Source organism: Rhizobium sp. Leaf311, from assembly GCF_001423445.1.
GTDB lineage: Bacteria > Pseudomonadota > Alphaproteobacteria > Rhizobiales > Rhizobiaceae > Agrobacterium.
Genome location: NZ_LMNZ01000004.1, coordinates 666,772 through 682,432, shown reverse-complemented (window position 1 = coordinate 682,432; position 15,661 = coordinate 666,772). Strand labels below are relative to the sequence as shown.

Sequence of the window (15,661 nt, the reverse complement as noted above, 5' to 3'; positions counted from 1 at the left end):
GCAGGCAGGTCGTCCGAACGACCTGCCTGCCCGACTTACTGACCCATGGTGGACCGGTGTGCCCAGCCTGTCATGCGTCGTTCAACCCACGCCATGATGGCGTACATGACGATGCCCTCGACGGCGAGCATCAACAGCCCGGCGAAAACAAGCGGCACATTGAACTGGCTCTGGGCCGAGCTCATCATGTTGCCAAGCCCGTAATTGGAAGCGACGGTTTCTGAGACAACGGACCCGACGAAAGCAAGCGTGATGGCAATCTTCAGGGAGCCGAAGAAATAGGGCATGGATCTGGGGATGCCCACTTTCAGCATGATGTCCATCTTCCTTGCGCCCAGCGCCCGCAAAACATCCTCTGTTTCAGGCTCGATGGTGGCAAGGCCGGTCGCCACATTGACGACGATCGGGAAGAAGGAAATGAGGAAGGCCGTCAGCACCGCAGGCACGGTTCCGATGCCGAACCAGATCACAAGAATGGGGACTAGCGCCACTTTAGGGATGGCGTTAAAGCCGATCATGAGCGGATAAAGCCCGGCATAAATGGTTTTGGACCAGCCAATGAACAGACCGATTGCCAGCCCTGCTGCCACAGCAAGCGCAAATCCAAGCGTGGTCGTATAAAGCGTCTGCAGCGAGTTTTTCCAGATCGGCGACCAGTATTGCACGATGGCCTGCGCGACCCGCATGGGCGACGGCAGAACGGTCTGCGGCATCTTCAACGCGTGGACCAGCAGTTCCCACACAAGAATTAGCGCAAGTGTATAGAGCCACGGCGCTGCCTTGACCCAGTTGATACGGGCAACCAGTGGCTTGGGCGGTACCGCAGCCACTGGGCTTTCAATGGCCGAACTCATGCAGCAACCCTCGTCTTGGCGATTTCGCCGTGCAACTGCTGCACCATCTCGTTGAAGCCTTTCTCATACATCAGATCCAGCTGGCGCGGTCTGGCGAAAGGAACCTTGTGTTCTGCAAGTATCCGCCCCGGTCTTGCGCTCATGACGAAGACCTTGTCGGCCAGAAATGTCGCCTCGCGCAGATCATGCGTCACAAGCACGATGGTCACGCGCTTGGCAGCGTGCAGGTCGCGGATGACGCACCACAGCTCTTCGCGCGTAAAGGCGTCCAGCGCGCCGAATGGTTCGTCCAGCATCAGCAATTCAGGCTCATGGATGAGCGCGCGGCAGAGATTTGCCCGCTGCTGCATTCCGCCAGACAGCTGCCATGGGAATTTCGAGCCGAAGCCTTTCAGCCCCACGATTTCCAGCAGGCGCTCGGCCTTGGCGATATATTCTGCCTTGTTGGCCTTCAGCCTGTGCCTGTGTCTTTCCACGATCTCCAGCGGCAGCAGGATATTCTCCAGCGTTGTGCGCCATGGCAGCATGGTGGGGTTTTGAAATGCCATTCCAACGATGGATACCGGCTCCGTCACCTGCTTACCTGCGACGATGACATTGCCGGTCTGGGGGATATGAAGGCCGGTGACGAGCTTCATCAAGGTCGATTTTCCGCAGCCCGATGGTCCGACGACAGCGGCAAACTGGCCCTTCTTGATCTTGAGATCGAGACCTGAAACGGCAAGCGTACCGGCTGTGCCGCCATAGCGCATATCGACGCCATCGATTTCAACCAGATGAGCCATTCCTGTTCCTGTTTTTGAATTTCGCTTTGAAGCTCGCGGTCTTCATACGACGACAGCAGTTGCCGTCGCAGGGCGAGCGTCAGGGCAGCAACCGCTCGTCCTTCGGCGGCAGGAAGCTCGCATCGAACACCTGTTCGGCCTTCGCATTTCCCTTGAGTCCAAGCGAGACCTTGAGCGTTTCGAGCGATGCCGCAAGGCGCGCGGGATCTACGCCACCCATGCCGTTCTCGACCACATAGGGTGTCTTGATGTTCATGGCATTGGCCATTGTCAGCCGCTGCAATTCAATGTCGCTGTTGAGCGTTTCATTCCGCTTCAAAACGGCCGCGACGCCTTCCTCGGGGTTCTTGACCGCATCGGCGAAACCCTTGGCGAGAGCCTTGAGAAATCCTTTGACCGCAGCGGGATTTTCCGCAGCAAAATCAGTGTTTACCATCACGGCATTGCCATAGAGATTCAAGCCATGCTCGGCCATGAGGATGGTTGCGATGTCGTCATCGGCAATACCTTGGGCCTTCAGATTGAGAATGACCGAAAAGGCAAAACCGAAGACGGCGTCGACATCACCCTTTGCGAGCATCGGCTCACGCACGGGAAAGCCGATGGATTCGATCTTGATCTTGCTGTCATCGATCTTCGCGACCTGCTTGAAGGCTTTCCATTGCGCAAAGGCACCATCCGGCGGCGGTGCGCCCAGCGTCTTGCCCTCCAGCGATTTGGGGTCACCCGTCACACCCAGCGACTTGCGGCCAACGACCGCAAATGTCGGGCGCTCATAGACCATGTAGACGGCTTTGACCTTCTGGGACGGATCTTCGTCCAGGAACTTGATGAGCGAATTGATGTCACCGAAGCCCATTTGATAGGCCCCGGTCGCCACGCGCGGAATGGCTTCCACCGAGCCATTGCCGCTGTCGATCGTCACATCAAGACCTTCCGCCTTGAAATATCCCTTGTCGAGCGCGAGCAGAAAGCCGGCGGCAGGACCTTCGAATTTCCAATCGAGCGTGAATTTGACGGCGGTTTGCGCGAAGGCTGGAACGGGCAGCGCTGAAATTGTTGCAGACAAACCTATAGCGGCCAAAGCCGCTGTCTTTGAAAACAGCCTTCGCGTCAACATTCTGAAATTTCCCTCTGGAGGTTTTTTATTGTGTTGGTGACCATACAAACCAATTTGAAACGGCATGGCAAGCAAAAACAGCACATTTTTTACACAAAAATTATTCTGATTAAATATTGTGCTTTTAGCATTTTTCGCAGCTGCTTGAAGCGCGTTTTGCAGGCATTCATCGCCGTCGTCACAAGATTGTTCACAAATCGAACACATCGTTCTCTAATGGCGGGATTGCTAAAAAAGCAGATGCGGCAAACATAGGGCCTCAAGCGAAGACCTTTTGGAGGCACCCATGACATCCGCCCTCGGCATCCACCACATCACCATGATCACCCGCAAGGTTCAGGCGAATGTCGATTTTTACGTCGGCTTTCTGGGGCTGCGGCTGGTCAAACGGTCGGCCGGGTTCGAAGATGCCATGCAGCTCCACCTTTTCTACGGCGATCACGCGGCGACACCGGGCTCCCTCATGACCTTCCTTGTCTGGGAAGACGGTGGCCAGGGCCGCGTGGGCTATGGGCAGACACTCGAAGTGTCGCTTGCCATAGACCCCGGCAGCATCGGCTTCTGGCTGACGCGCGCTCTCTCTGCCGGTATTCGCACCGAAGGCCCGATGGAGGAATTCGGCGAACCGGTCATTCGCTTGAAGGACCCTGACGGCATCATCCTCAAACTTGTCGGCACTCATGCTTTTCCACAGGCAACGCCGCATGTGGCCCCCGGCATTCCCCTCGAACACGCCATTCGCCGCATTCGCGGCGCAACGATGCTGAGTGAAGTACCGGAGGAAACGGAAAGCTTTCTGCAGCGCTATTTCGGCTATGAGCGGCTTGGTCACAACGGATCGATCCGCCGACTGGGATCAGCGTCCGGCGACATTGTGGATGTACGCGATGCCGCAGGTTTCTGGTCTAGCGCGCCCGGCACCGGCACGGTGGATCACATCGCCTTTCGTGCAAGAGACATGGATGACCTGAACGAGACGCTCAAGGAGCTCAAGTCCCTGAACTCCTCCACCACAAACGCACATGACAGGAAATACTTCTCTTCCCTCTATGTTCGCGAGCCCGGCAACGTGCTGATCGAGATGGCGACGGATGCGCCGGGCATGGCGCTGGATGAGCCGGAAGAAACCTTGGGAGAGCAACTCTTCATACCGCCGCTTTTCATGCGGGATGAGGAGGACGTGCGCGTGGCTCTGCCGCAATTCTCCATGCCGGGGGAAGAGCGGGTCATCTACCGCGACCTTCCGTTCGTGCACCGGTTCTACACGCCGAAGGATGCGGATGGCAGCACGATCCTTCTCCTGCATGGATCAGGCGGCAGCGAAACCAGTCTCATGTCTCTCGCACACCGTGCCAACCCGCGCGCAACCTTGCTGGGCGTGCGCGGCCGCAGCACGGAGGAAGACATTGCGCGCTGGTTTCGCCGCTTCTCCCCCACAAGCTTTGACCAGAAGGACATCGCATCCGAAGCGGAAGCATTTGCCGCTTTCATCGAAGGAGCAATTTCCGCCTATGATCTTGACTGGCAAAGGCTGAGCTTCATCGGCCATTCGAATGGCGCCAACTTCCTGGCTGCTTTCTTTGCGCTCTACCCGCAATTCGCGCGCAATGCCCTGCTGCTGCGCCCCATGCCGGTGCTTGAACCGTGGCCGCTTTCGGATCTTGCGGGAAAACAGCTGACGCTTGCAGCAGGCACGAAGGATCGCCACGGCAGTGAGACGGAGCACCTGAAAGCGCGCCTCGAGGGCAATGGTGCCGCCGTGCAAATCCGGCATCTGCCGCTTGGTCACCAGCTTGGGCTGGAAGATGTGGAACTGGCAAGACAATGGGCGGTGGAGGCTGGCGTGACGGGCCTTGCCTAATCCTTCAGAAAGAGCTTAAAAAACAGGATCATATCCGGAGTTCTTATGACCGCATTCCTGTTGCTGCTTTTGCTGGCCTATATCGTGGCGTTTTTCTACACGCTGAATGCGAGCATAAAAAACTCGCGGCGGCTTGAAATCGTCGAAGCGGAACTGAAGGCTCTCAAGTCAAAGCTTGCGACTGCGCCTGAATTGCCCGGCGAAACTGTTTCGATGGAAGCAACTGACCCATCGACGACGGAAGAGGCTTTGCCCATAGCTGCAAAGGCTTCGGAGGAAGCCCTGCCCGCAGTCGCAACGACTGTGGAAGACGGCCCCGCAACCACCGAAGAACCAGCTCCGCAACGTCAGAAGGAAAGCTTTGAAAGCAGGCTCGGCGCGCGTTGGGCGGTTTGGGCCGGTGGTCTGGCGCTGGCGCTGGGTGGCATATTCCTCGTCAAATATTCCATTGAAAGCGGCCTTCTGAGCCCAGGCGTCCGGCTGGCCATGGCTGCAATCTTCGGCCTGCTGCTGGCCGCCGCCGGTGAAGCCGTCCGGCGCAAGGTCTTGCCTGACATTGCAAGCGCCTACTCCAACGCCATGATTCCCGGCGTGCTGACGGCAGCTGGCGCTCTGACACTGTTCGGCGTCACCTATGCCGCCTATGGCATTTATGGCTATATCGGCCCGACAACGGCTTTCCTTCTGTTGGCGATTGTCGGCTTCGCAACACTTGGCCTGTCGCTGCTGCATGGGCAGGCGCTGGCGGGTCTCGGCCTGCTTGGCTCCATGGTCACACCCTTGTTGATTTCCACCGAAAACCCGAACATCTGGGCACTCTTCGGCTATCTTACCGCATCATGGCTTGCGACAGCTGCGGCATCGCGCAGCCAACGCTGGTATGTGGTCCCTACTCTTGCCAATGTGGGCCTTGGTCTCTGGGCTTTAGGCTATATGGTCTTTGCGCCATTGATCGAAGCCGAGCCTGTCATTGCCAGCCTGATTGCCATGATCGCCGGATCGATCTGGATATGGCCCGGAAAATACTTGAGCGAGCCGCAAAATATCGAAGAAGATACGCAACCGGGCGTCGCTGGCCGATCGATTGTGACCGATCTCATGAGCCGGGCGCCACTGAGCATCAACATCACGCTTTCTATGGCAATTGTCCTGCCCGCGCTCGCCTTTTCCGTCATCGAGACCGGAATTACGATGCATCCGGCTTATGCCATGGCAGTTCTGGTGCTTGGGCTGGCGGCATATGGTGCCGGGCGCAACCACGCGGTCTGGCCTGCCATCTTCGCATCGCTGGCAGCCCTCGGCTGCGCCAATCTTCTGGCTGGCTTCGGGGTCAACTACCTTCCCACACTGGGTGACGGCAGCACCGCACTTTCGGCACCCGGGGTCGACACCGCCGTGCAGGGCACCATCACGCGGGTCATGGGCGTTATCTTCCTGCTGTTCTCCATAGAGGCCGTCCGGCGCATGTCTTCGAGGGATCGCTCCTTCGGCATCCTGTGGGCTGTTCTCGGCTCCATCGTGCCGCTCGGTCTCGGCATCATCAGTTTCGTGGAATATGGCAACCTGACGCGCGACTGGCTGCACGCGGCCTATGGTCTGGCTGCGGCGCTGCTGCTGTTTGGCCGTGCCTACTGGCTGAGCAAGAAAGACGATGAGGCGTTTACAGCACCCCTCAACATCATGTCGCTTGGCTCGTTCCTGGCGATGGTCTTTGTCGTTCATACGCTGACATCGGGTCTGGCGACCACCATCCTTATTTCCGTCGTCGGCTTTGCCTACCTGCTTGGCGGCCTGAGACTGCGCTGGCACGCCCTGCCCTTTGCCATGGCGCTGGCCTGCGTCTTCGTTCTTGGCCGCATTGCGTGGGAGCCTACCATCGTCGGTCCGCAGAACCTCGGCACAACGCCGGTCTTCAACGCGCTTCTGCCCGGTTACGGCCTACCCGCCTTGCTGGCTATCGCCTCCGCATGGCTGCTGCGCAACTGGCCGGGCGCTCGGGCAAGAAACGTCCTGCAGGCCATAGCCAGCCTCATGGGTCTTTTGACCATCGCCATTCTCGTTCGTCACGCCATGAATGGCGGCGTGTTGAACGACGCTGCGCCAACGCTTGGCGAACAATCCATCTACACGCTGCTGACCATCGGCATGTCAGGCGTGCTGATGACGCTGGATCTGAAAAGCCCGAGCCCCATCTTTCGCTATGGCTCCATGCTGGCGGGCGTCATTGCCATGTTCAATGTGCTGGTGGCCCATTTCTTTGCCCTGAACCCCTATTTTACCGGCGAAAATACCGGGCCGTGGCCGTTCCTCAACCTGCTGCTCATCGCCTATCTGATGCCGGCTGCGGCCTATGGCGGGCTTGCCTGGTATGCGCGCGGCAAACGCCCCGCCGCTTATGTCGCGATGCTGGCCCTTTCCGGCGCGGCACTTGGCTTTGCCTGGGCGACACTCTCGGTCCGCCGTTTCTGGCAGGGTGAAAACATCGCCGACTGGAAAGGTTTTCTACAGGGAGAAACCTACAGCTATTCCGTTGTCTGGCTGGTCATTGGCGTTCTGCTGCTGTTGCTGGGTTCCCGCTTCAACGCCAAAAGCCTGCGCCTTGCCTCAGCTGCCCTGGTGCTGCTCGCCGTCGCCAAGGCATTCCTCATCGATATGAGCAATCTGGAAGGTGTACTGCGGGCTTTGTCTTTCATCGGTCTTGGCGTGGTCCTGATCGGTATTGGCCTGTTCTACCAGAAGATACTCACCGCCCAGCCAAAGACGCAGGAAGCGCGGGGGTGATTGCGCCTGCCTTTTCCCCGTCCTAAAAGCATCTTTCATGACGGGGGAATCACATGCGGGCAGATGCCTTTTCGCCTTACGAGCAGCTTGCCGAAACGCTGATCCCCCACGCCACGCAAGGCGATGACGGATCGCACGATCTGGCCCACATTCACCGCGTGTTTCGCAATGCCATGCGTATTCATGGGCAAGAAGGCGGCAATGGAACGGTGCTGGCGGCAAGCGTGCTGCTGCATGACTGCGTTGCCGTGGAAAAGAACTCGCCACTGCGCGCGCAGGCGTCGCGACTGGCAGCGGAAAAGGCTTGCGGCCTGCTCCGGGACCTGCGCTGGGAAGAGACGGATATCGAGGCCGTCGCCCACGCCATTCTGGCTCACAGTTTTTCCGCCAATATTGCCCCTGAAACGCTGGAAGCAAAAATTCTACAGGATGCGGACCGGCTGGATGCCATCGGCATGGTTGGTGCCGCGCGCTGTTTCTACATCGCCGGGCGCATGGGCTCTGCCCTCTACGACCCCGAAGATCCGCTGGCAGAAAACCGCCCGCTGGATGATCGGCGATTTGCCATAGACCACTTCGAAAACAAGCTGTTCAAGCTTGCCGATGGCTTCCGGACGCAAGCCGGGCGGCAATTGGCAAAAGAACGGCACGAACGTCTGCAACAGGTTCTGACCCTGTTTCTGGACGAGATTTGAGGCAGCCATGCGCATTACGGAACTCAACATCTACCCTTTGAAAAGCGCCCGCGGCATCTCGCTGGCGCAGAGCCAAATCACCGCCGAGGGTTTGGCTGGAGACCGTCGCGCGGTGCTGGTTGACCCCTCCGGGCACTTCATCACCCAACGCGAAATGCAGGCTCTCGCGACGGTCAGCGTGGTGCCCGAACAGGGCGGCTTGCGGATCTCTGCCGAGGGCAAGGGCGAGATTCTCGCCAAACCATCCGAAAAGCGGCTCGATGCGACCGTGTGGAAATCCGTCATCGACGCGGCCCTCGCCACGGATGAGGCGAATGAAACGCTCTCCAGCTGGCTCGGCCGCGATGTAAAGCTCGTCTTCTTCGATGAGCAGTCACGCCGCATCGCCAACCCGGAGTGGGCAGGAGACGAAACGCCCGTCACATTCTCCGACGGCTACCAGATCCTCGTCACCACCACGGCTTCGCTTGCTGCCCTCAATGCAGATATGGCCGCCAATGGTGAAGACCGCGTCGGGATGGAGCGTTTTCGCGCCAACATCGTGCTGGAAACGAATGAAGCATGGGCGGAAGACCGCTGGGCATCGCTCGAAATCAACGGCATCCGGCTTGACCTCGTCAAACCCTGCACCCGCTGCATCATGACCACGCAGGATCAGACAACCGGCTCCCGCGATGTACCCTCCCCCATGAAAGCCATGGGTCGCCTGCGCATGTCTGCCGACCGCCGCGTGCCCGGCGTGTTGTTCGGCTGGAACGTGACGCCGCGTGGCGAAGGATCGATTGCAGTTGGAGACATAGCGAAGATTGTGGAAGAGCGGGAAGAAGGCTGGCCACTCAAGCGGCGGGGATAAGCATCATCCCCCTTCCAGTCTGTTCAACAGGGACAGCTATCGAATGCCGCCACTTGACGATTCACTATTTTGGAAGGTCGACATCCCATAGAGACTTTATGATTATTCTTAATTTCTAAGTCGTTTATTTACGATTTTCCACACTTTGCCTTTACTTGTTTTATTTCACGTGGCGTTAGCACTGCACACACCAATAACAACGTGACTAATATTTAAAGGCTCTAAATAAGATGAAATTTAAACTCTGGCCGGTAGCTGTAATTGCATCTTTTTGTCTGTCAAATGGGCAGGCCAAGGCTGACGATACTTCTCTAACAGGCTCATGGAAACTTGTAAGCTATGAGGTCGAATCCCAGGCTACCGGCAAAAAAATCCCCGCAATGGGCGACCATCCGACAGGACGCGTTATTTTCACAGCTGATCACCGTGTTTCCTTCGTACTGACCGGCGAAGGGAGAAAGGCTGGTAGCACGGATGCAGATAAGGCTGCGCTGCTGAACACGTTGGTTGCCTATACCGGCATCGAGAAAACCAAGAAGAATGAATGGTGTACTCATGTCGAAGCATCATGGAACCCTGAATGGGTCGGCACCACGCAATGCCGCGAATTCCGTCGCAATGGCGAACGTCTGGAAGTATTAACTCCCTGGAGACAGATGCCGAATTGGCCCGGCACGACGCGATCGATCATTACCTTTACGCGCGACAAATAACACTTGTTTCCAGAAGGGCTCCATTAGCAGCTGGAGCCTTTCAGGGAGCGTGACTGGAACATGCACCAACCCATCAAGCGCTCTCATTCAATCTTCAAGAAAAGTTGCTGGAGAGATCGGCGATCGATGCTAATGTTTCTCATCTACTGAGGAACATCCATGTCCATTGCAAAACGAGTCGCCAGCCAACCCATGCCATGGCTCATTATTGTCGCCGGGTCCCTGATTGCGGTGCTGACCTTCGGGCCACGCTCGGCCATGGGCTTTTTCCAGTTGCCCATGCTGGCAGATACGGGCTGGGACCGCTCCACATTCGGCTTTGCCATGGCGTTGCAGAACCTTTTCTGGGGTCTTGGCCAGCCCTTCTTTGGCGCGCTGGCGGATAAATATGGCACGGCGCGTGTGCTTGTTCTGTCCGGCTTGATCTATGCGACAGGTCTTGTCTGCATGTCGGTCGGTACATCGCCGCTATGGCTGCATCTTGGCGGCGGCGTGCTGGTCGGCCTCGGCATCGCGGCGGGCTCGTTCAGCGTCATTCTCTCGGCCTTTGCCCGGCATGTCACGCCGGAACAGCGCTCCATGGCATTCGGCATCGGCACGGCAGCCGGTTCTGCTGGCATGTTCATCTTCGCGCCCATCAGCCAAGGCCTGATTTCCAGCTATGGATGGTCGGACAGCCTTGTCTGGCTCGCCGCCATGATGCTGATCGTGCCGCTTCTCGCTTGGCCCCTGCGCGGCAATTCGTCATCGGGAAGCCAGTCCCAGGCGCAATTTCAACAGACCGCAGCCCAGGCGTTGAAAGAAGCCCTCGGACACAAGAGCTATCTGCTGCTAACGACCGGCTTTTTCGTTTGCGGCTTTCAGGTCGCCTTCATCACCGCGCATTTCCCGGCCTATCTCGGAGATATCGGTATTGAGCCGCGCTACGCGGTCATTGCCATGGCGCTGATCGGCTTCTTCAACATCGCCGGTTCTCTCATCGCGGGCTTCGTCGCGCAGAGATACTCGAAGCCCTATCTCCTCGCCTACATATATATTGGCCGCTCGATAGCCGTTACGGCCTTTCTGCTGCTGCCGCAGTCTCCCCTGTCGGTCATCATATTTGCGGCCGTGATGGGCGTGTTGTGGCTCTCGACGGTGCCACCGACAAACGGCCTTGTGGCCATCATGTTCGGAACCCGTCACCTTGGAATGCTTGGCGGCGTCGTATTCCTTTCGCACCAGGTCGGCTCTTTCCTCGGCGTATGGCTGGGTGGTTTCCTTTACGACAAGCTCGGCTCTTACGATGTCGTGTGGTGGCTCGGCGTTGCCATGGGCATCTTCGCCGCCATCGTGCACTGGCCCATCGAGGAACGCGCCATCGCGAGACCTGCCGTGGCCTGAACGGCCTCGATCAACCGGCTTTTTCCAGAGCTTTCAATGCCGCCTGCACGAAACCGTCGCGGGTGGCATTTTCGTTGATGCCCCGTGGCTCATAGACATGACGGTGCAGAAAATGTCCCGTCAGCCGGAATGCGGCGGCCAGACTTTCGCGATCGGCTGCCTTTGATTGCTCAACGCTTAAAAATGGCGGCAGCGCCAACATGCGCGAGGCATAGGGCGCACCCGCCGCGCGGCAGACCGCCCTGCCCGTTTTGGGAGAGACATAGACAAGATCGTTACGCAGGCCCGTTGCGGCACACTCGCTGAGATCAAGCCCAAAACCAAGATCGTCCAACACCGCCAGTTCAAAGCGTACAAAGAGCTCGCCTGCATCCGCAGGGTCGGACAGGTTGTCGAGAATGACATCCAGGGCTTCAAACAGATGGGGATGAGGATCACGCTCTGGCAGCAGCCGCAGCAGAGACGCCATGGCTTGCACGCCATACACTGCCGTTGCGGTTTCCATCAGCTGCGCGGCGCGCAATTGCAGCGGCTCTATGCGGTATTCACCGAGGTGATCATGCAGACGTGCGCGCCAGGTCACATCGACCCTGTTGCCGGGTTGAAGCACCGGCTGCATTGTGCGCGACCGTCCGGCCCTTACCATGCCAAGATGTCGGCCACGGCTGCGCGTCATCAGCTCTGCGATGACGCTCGTTTCGCCATGGCGCTTGACGCCCAGAATGATTGCCTCGTCTTGCCACTGCATGGAATGGGTCGCTTAACATTGCCGGTTCGGAGAAAGGACTATACCCAATCCGGCAAAGCGATGCTTAACTTTCGACAGCCATGATACGGGAAACGAATGCCTTCAGCTCCACCTCGCCAAAGGGCTTATCGAGCAGATGCGAATTGGCAAAGTCCGGCGGAAAGCCGCTGGTATCGCCATAGCCACTGACAAAACCGAATGGAATGGAGTGATCTCGAAGATGCCGCGCCAGTTCATAGCTCATGCCGTCCGACAGGCTGACGTCGAGAAGCACACAATCCGGCTTTGCCCGCGAAAGTGATTCCTTGGCCTGAAACAACGTGGTCGCGATATCGATGGTGTCGACACCCATGGCCTGAAGGGACGTTTCCACGTCCATCGCAACCAGATATTCGTCCTCCACGACGAGAACCCGCTGAGGGATCATTCTTTATCTTCCTCAAGACGCGGAACAAACCGCGACAGCAATACATTCCCAAGGGTTCTTGGGATCAATAATTTATGACATCGCAGATCGACTCACACTAGTCATTTAAAAAAGACATAGCGGAACAAATCGAGAATACATCAGCGACATCTAAATAAAAGGTCTCGCCCCGCGGTTGTCCGGGTGCCAACCTGCGGCCTGTGCAAGACCGACATGATCGAGCACGAGACAGCCCTTGTCCGTCCAGCGGATAAAATCCCGGTCGGCGAGCTTTCGAAGCGTCTTGTTGGTGTGGACGATGGACAGGCCCAAAGTGTCGGCAACATGCTGTTGCGTGACGGGGATAGCCATATCCTTTTCCATCAGCCCCACCCTTACCGCCTTGTCGTAAAGAAACGCAAGAAGATAGGCCGCCCGCTCAAGGGCGGTGCGTCGTCCAACGCTCAACAGGTGACTGTCGAGCATCCGCTCTTCGCTCGCCGCAATCCAGGTTATGTCATAGGCCAGCGACGGATGATCAGCAAAGAGGCTGTGAAGACGACCGCGCTCGAAGACGCAGAGGGTCACCGGAGAAAGCGCCTCGATGGAATGCTGCATTTCCCCCATGACGGTTCCCTGCAACCCGACCAGATCACCCGGCATGAGATAGTTCAGGATTTGCCGACGCCCGTCTTCGAGCGTCTTGTAGCGAAATCCCCAGCCTTCCAGAACGGTATAGAGATGGGCGCTGTGGGAGCCTTCCATCAGCACGATGGCCCCCGGTTCGACCGACAGTTCGCCGGTCTTGAACCGGGAAACGAAATCGAGTTCGGGCGGCGTGAAATCCCGGAAATGGGTCAGGCCGCGCAAAGGACATTGCTCGCAGGGAGTCGTTGAGATTCCATTGGGCTTTTTGAGCAATCTGACCTTCCAGCAGCAACAACAAACTCGAAACGTGTATTAGAGGCGTCATCCCGGCGCCCCTCCCGGCAATGCTGCAAAGTCTCAGTTCCGTGGAAACTCGAGACCCATTTCCCTGAACCGTTCCGGGTCGTCACCCCAGTTTTCACGCACCTTCACAAACAGGAAGAGGTGCACGGGCTGCTCCAGAATTTCCGACAGCTCCTTGCGGGATGCGGTCGAAATTGCCTTGATGGCTTCGCCGCCCTTGCCGAGTGCGATTTTCTTCTGGCTGTCGCGCTCCACATAGATGACCTGCTCGATGCGAACGGAGCCATCCTTGCGCTCTTCCCATTTCTCTGTTTCGACGTGGGAAGCGTAAGGAAGCTCCTGATGAAGGCGCAGGAAAAGCTTCTCGCGGGTGATTTCTGCCGCCAGCTGACGCATGGGCAAATCTGAAATCTGGTCTTCAGGGTAATACCAGGGGCCCTGCGGCAGTTCTTCCGAGAGATAGTTCATCAGATCGTCGCAACCGGAGCCGTTGGTGGCGGAGATCATGAAGGTGCGATCGAAAGAAACGACTTCGTTGGCGGCGGCCGCAAGCTTCAAAAGATCCTCGCGCTGCACCTGATCGATCTTGTTGAGGCAGAGAATCTTCGTCTGCTTCACATCCTTCAGGCCTTCCAGAATAGTCTGGGCGTCACCCTTGAGGCCGCGTTCGCTGTCGATCAGCAACAGGATGACATCCGCATCCTTGGCACCGCCCCAGGCCGATGTGACCATGGCTCGGTCGAGCCTGCGGCGCGGCTTGAAGATACCGGGCGTGTCCATGAAGACGATCTGGGCGTTGTTGTGGATGGCGATGCCGCGCATGACGGCGCGCGTCGTCTGCACCTTGTGGCTGACAATCGACACCTTCGCGCCAACCAGTCGGTTGACGAGCGTAGACTTGCCAGCATTTGTCGGGCCAATCAACGCGACAAAGCCGGAATGGGTCGGTCTGGTTTCGCCAGCGTCCGGACCATCTTCGTTTTCCGGCGCGGCGTTGAATTCGTTCTCTGTCATAAGTGTCCAATCAGTTTGCGGCAGATGGTTTCTGCCAGACGCCTTCGCGTTCCAATAGTCTGGTCGCTGCCACCTGCTCCGCAGCGCGCTTGGAGCGGTCCACGCCTGTTTCAGGCGGCAGACCGGGTATTTCCACCGTTACCGTGAAGCTCGGATCGTGATCCGGTCCGGTACGCCCGTCAATCCTGTAAAGAGGCGTGGCCGCAAATTTTGCGTGCGCCCACTCCTGCAACTCGGTCTTTGCATCACGGCGTCCGGCATCGACCTTGGTTGCACGCTTTTGCCAGTATTTCAAAATGAACTGGCGGGCAGGCTCCAGCCCACCGTCGAGATAGATGGTGGCGATGAGGCTCTCCACCACGTCAGCGCGCACGTTCAGCATGGTCTTGCCGGTCAGCTTCTTGACGTCGGAACCGGTGCGGATGAACAGATGCAACTCCATCTCGTCAGCAATAGCCGCGCAGGAATCCGCACTGACCAACTGGTTGAGCCGTATGGAAAGCTCGCCTTCGGTGGCGGAGCGAAAGGTCGAAAACAGAAGCTCTGCCACGCACAGACCCAGTACGCGATCTCCGAGAAACTCCAGCCGCTCATAGTTGCCCGCTTTGGCGGATCGCGCGCTCGCATGGGTCAATGCACGGTCCAGGCGCGCCTTTTCCCTGAAGTTATAACCGATGAGCGCTTCCAGACGACCGATTTCCTCCAATGAAAGCGGCTTTATCTTGCTCATTGGACGACCTTGAACAGGCGATCCCAACGCATGTTAGCTGGCCAGTCCCAGACACGGCTGAATGGCGTATCGTTGCCCAGCGAGAAGAAGATCACGCTTGCACGGCCAATCAGATTTTCTGCAGGCACGAAACCGACGTCGAAACGGCTGTCGAGCGAATTGTCGCGGTTGTCGCCCATCATGAAGTAATGGCCTTCAGGCACGATGAATTCACGGGTGTTATCGCCGCGGGAATCCGGTGACTGGTCCAGCGTGTCGAACGTCACGCCGTTGTCCAGCGTCTCGCGGAAAACCGGAACGTTGGCGCCGGGATCGGCACGGTAATCCGAGGTGAAGACGCCATCGGGTTGCTTTGGAACGGCCGTGCCGTTGACGAACAGCACGCCATTGGTGACCTGAATGCGATCGCCAGGCAGACCGACGAGGCGCTTGATGTAATCCACTTCAGGGTTCGGCGGCAGGCGGAACACTACGACATCACCCCGTTCAGGTTGGCTGAACTGAAGGATACGACCGGAAAACAGGTTCGGAGAGAATGGCAGCGAATATTTCGAATAGCCGTAAGAAAATTTGTTGACGAACAGGTAGTCTCCCACCAGCAGGGTCGGCATCATGGAGCCGGACGGAATGGTGAAAGGCTGGAAAAGCACCGTGCGGATAACCATCGCCAGCAACAATGCCTGAACGATGACCTTAACGTTTTCCCAGAGGGCGCTTTGCTTTTTTTCAGCTTTTTCGGACACTTAAAGACCTGCCTGCTCGTGCTT

Annotated in this window: 15 protein-coding genes; 6 read left to right on the top strand and 9 right to left on the bottom strand. The window is 57.8% G+C overall.

Annotated elements, in window-relative coordinates; genetic code table 11:
• Nucleotides 1-35: 35 nt before the first annotated feature.
• From ASF69_RS09060 to ASF69_RS09050, 3 genes are all read right to left on the bottom strand, one after another.
• On the bottom strand, nt 36-854 hold the full coding sequence (locus ASF69_RS09060) for an ABC transporter permease (RefSeq protein ID WP_062586951.1): 819 nt from the start codon (nt 852-854) through the stop codon (nt 36-38).
• Entirely contained in the window at nt 851-1,639 is a 789-nt protein-coding gene (locus ASF69_RS09055; RefSeq protein ID WP_062586950.1) for an ABC transporter ATP-binding protein, read from the bottom strand. Before ASF69_RS09055 ends, ASF69_RS09060 begins: the two co-directional genes overlap by 4 nt.
• 79 nt (nt 1,640-1,718) lie before the next feature.
• Nucleotides 1,719-2,759, bottom strand: coding sequence for an ABC transporter substrate-binding protein (locus tag ASF69_RS09050; protein ID WP_062586949.1), 1,041 nt, complete (start codon nt 2,757-2,759; stop codon nt 1,719-1,721).
• Nucleotides 2,760-3,045: 286 nt separating this feature from the next.
• Between ASF69_RS09050 and ASF69_RS09045 the strand changes: the two genes are divergently transcribed.
• The 6 genes from ASF69_RS09045 to ASF69_RS09020 all read left to right on the top strand — a co-directional run bounded on the left by ASF69_RS09045 (nt 3,046) and on the right by ASF69_RS09020 (nt 11,045).
• On the top strand, nt 3,046-4,620 hold the full coding sequence (locus tag ASF69_RS09045) for a VOC family protein (RefSeq protein ID WP_062586948.1): 1,575 nt from the start codon (nt 3,046-3,048) through the stop codon (nt 4,618-4,620).
• A gap of 45 nt (nt 4,621-4,665) precedes the next feature.
• Nucleotides 4,666-7,401, top strand: coding sequence for a DUF2339 domain-containing protein (locus ASF69_RS09040; RefSeq protein WP_062586947.1), 2,736 nt, complete (start codon nt 4,666-4,668; stop codon nt 7,399-7,401).
• Between the two features lie 53 nt (nt 7,402-7,454).
• A complete protein-coding gene (locus ASF69_RS09035; RefSeq protein WP_062586946.1) occupies nt 7,455-8,096 on the top strand; it encodes an HD domain-containing protein in 642 nt (213 codons plus the stop codon).
• A 7-nt stretch (nt 8,097-8,103) separates the two neighbouring features.
• The gene (locus ASF69_RS09030; RefSeq protein WP_062586945.1) at nt 8,104-8,949 is read left to right on the top strand and encodes an MOSC domain-containing protein; all 846 of its coding nucleotides are present in this window, start codon (nt 8,104-8,106) and stop codon (nt 8,947-8,949) included.
• 230 nt (nt 8,950-9,179) lie between these two features.
• Complete coding sequence (locus ASF69_RS09025) at nt 9,180-9,662, top strand: lipocalin-like domain-containing protein (protein WP_062586944.1); 483 nt, start codon at nt 9,180-9,182, stop codon at nt 9,660-9,662.
• Between the two features lie 159 nt (nt 9,663-9,821).
• Complete coding sequence (locus tag ASF69_RS09020; protein WP_062586943.1) at nt 9,822-11,045, top strand: MFS transporter; 1,224 nt, start codon at nt 9,822-9,824, stop codon at nt 11,043-11,045.
• Between the two features lie 10 nt (nt 11,046-11,055).
• Here the strand turns inward: ASF69_RS09020 and recO are convergent, their stop codons facing one another.
• From recO to lepB, 6 genes are all read right to left on the bottom strand, one after another.
• A complete protein-coding gene (gene recO / locus ASF69_RS09015; protein ID WP_062586942.1) occupies nt 11,056-11,793 on the bottom strand; it encodes a DNA repair protein RecO in 738 nt (245 codons plus the stop codon).
• Nucleotides 11,794-11,857: 64 nt separating this feature from the next.
• Nucleotides 11,858-12,220, bottom strand: coding sequence for a response regulator (locus ASF69_RS09010; RefSeq protein ID WP_062586941.1), 363 nt, complete (start codon nt 12,218-12,220; stop codon nt 11,858-11,860).
• Nucleotides 12,221-12,370: 150 nt separating this feature from the next.
• Nucleotides 12,371-13,120 (bottom strand): Crp/Fnr family transcriptional regulator, encoded by a 750-nt coding sequence (locus ASF69_RS09005; RefSeq protein WP_062586940.1) that lies wholly within the window; start codon nt 13,118-13,120, stop codon nt 12,371-12,373.
• An 84-nt stretch (nt 13,121-13,204) separates the two neighbouring features.
• Complete coding sequence (era, locus tag ASF69_RS09000) at nt 13,205-14,164, bottom strand: GTPase Era (protein ID WP_062586939.1); 960 nt, start codon at nt 14,162-14,164, stop codon at nt 13,205-13,207.
• Between the two features lie 10 nt (nt 14,165-14,174).
• The gene (gene rnc, locus ASF69_RS08995; protein ID WP_062586938.1) at nt 14,175-14,894 is read right to left on the bottom strand and encodes a ribonuclease III; all 720 of its coding nucleotides are present in this window, start codon (nt 14,892-14,894) and stop codon (nt 14,175-14,177) included.
• The gene (lepB, locus tag ASF69_RS08990) at nt 14,891-15,637 is read right to left on the bottom strand and encodes a signal peptidase I (protein WP_062586937.1); all 747 of its coding nucleotides are present in this window, start codon (nt 15,635-15,637) and stop codon (nt 14,891-14,893) included. The genes rnc and lepB overlap by 4 nt, the downstream gene beginning before the upstream one ends.
• Nucleotides 15,638-15,661: the final 24 nt, after the last annotated feature.